Origin of the sequence: Streptomyces mesophilus (genome assembly GCF_011044995.1) — a bacterium.
Classification (GTDB): Bacteria; Actinomycetota; Actinomycetes; order Streptomycetales; family Streptomycetaceae; genus Streptomyces; species Streptomyces mesophilus.
Map to the genome: position 1 here is coordinate 1 of NZ_JAAKZW010000449.1, position 1,657 is coordinate 1,657.

Annotated in this window: 1 protein-coding gene; it reads right to left on the minus strand. The window is 70.5% G+C overall.

Going from position 1 to position 1,657, the window contains the following annotated elements; all coding sequences use genetic code 11:
- Positions 1–465: 465 nt before the first annotated feature.
- Positions 466–1,179, minus strand: a complete 714-nt coding sequence (locus tag G6045_RS40480) for a FadR/GntR family transcriptional regulator (protein ID WP_165337246.1) — start codon at positions 1,177–1,179, stop codon at positions 466–468.
- Between the last annotated feature and the right edge of the window lie 478 nt (positions 1,180–1,657).

Below are 1,657 nucleotides of genomic sequence, written 5' to 3' on the forward strand. Positions count from 1 at the left end.
GCGGGGGCGGCGGGGCCGGTGTCGGTCCTTTCGGTCCTGTCGGTCCTCGGACCGGCTTGCGCTTGAGCGACGCCGGAGAGACCGAGCAGGGCCGTGACGGTGAGGAGCAGGGCAGTCTTGCGGAAACAGGAGCGCAGCACGAAGTCCCCCTAGGTCAAGGGTGGTTACGTGTGAGTAGCGGTCCCGAGCATGGTGAGGCCCCTGGGACGCAATGACCAGACCTTTGCGGGCGGGTTCTGGTCGGACTGCCGTGGGGATCCGGTGTCGGGGGCCGGTGTCGGGGGGCCGGTGGCTTCCGGTCTCCGCCGGCGGATGAGCCTTCCGGACCCCTCCCTGTCGGCGCATGCGGCACCTGGGCACGAGGTGTTCATCGGCAGCCGTACTCCGGACAAGGCGGCCGGGCTCGCCGAGCACGCTCGCCGGGACCCCTGAGCGGAGGGCGGTCCGGTGGCCGGGCGGGCCGTCTCAGCTGCCGTCGCTCTCCGGGTCCCAGTCGAGCAGCCGGACCTTCGCGACCGTCCGTACGTGGCGGCGCATCGCCGCGGCCGCCGCCCGGCCGTTGCGCGCGTCGATCATCTCGAAGATGGCCATGTGCTGCGCGAACGACTTCGAGGGGCGGCCCCGTTGACGCAGCGACTCGTGCCGTGACTCCGTGATCTGCTCGGCGATCGAGTGCATGAACTCCGCGAGGATCGCACTGTGGGCCGCCGCCGTCACGGCGGCGTGGAAGCGGCGGTCGCCCTCCACGCCGTGCTCGCCCCGCTCGATCTCCGCCGCCATGAACCCGAGGGCTTCGCGCAGCGCGGCGAGATCCTCGTCCGTGCGGCGTTCCGCGGCGAGTTCGGCGAGCTTGGTCTCCAGGGCCTCACGCGCTTCGAGTACGTCGGGGAGCCGGCGCCTGCGTTCCACGAGCCGCTCGACGGGCTCGGCGAAGTCCAGGCTGTCGCCGACCAGGTAGGTGCCGCCGCCGTGGCGCACCTCGACCAGGCCCTGGACTTCGAGGACGACGATGCCCTGCTTGATCGAGGCGCGGGAGACGCCGAGGCGCTGGGCCAGTTCACGCTCGGGCGGGAGGCGGTCGCCGGACTTGAGGCCGAACTCGGTGGCGTAGGCGCGCAGCCGGTCGATGACCTGCTCGTACAGGCGCGTACGCCCCATGGGCCGCAATGCTTCGGACATGGCCCACCCCCTCCCTGGATGTCCGCAGCGTAGCAGCGGCAGTGGTCCAGTGGCTGAGCCAATTTGCCCGCACCCTCTTGACGACTGAGGGCGCGACCCCGACTCTGTGGGGCATCAACTGGCCAAGTGGATCAGCCACTTGACCAGTCGGACGGCACAAAGTCTGCCCGATCGGGTGGCCTGCCATCTGCCGCTTGACCTGCAGTGCCGGTCCAGTGGCTGAGCCACTCGGCCACTAGTCCACCCGGCCGGAGGCGAGCAGCCGAGCCGTCTAACCGTCAGTCCACCACGAACCGCCCGACAGGCTCAGTGGCTCAGTGGCTCAGCCACTCGGCCAATCACCAGCCAACCGCCCACGAACCAACCGCCCGCCAACCACCCCAGCTCACAAGTGGCTCAGCCACTTGGCCACTCGGCCACTCGGCCACTCGGCCACTCGGCCACTCGGCCACTCGGCCACCGAACCACTGCTCCACCC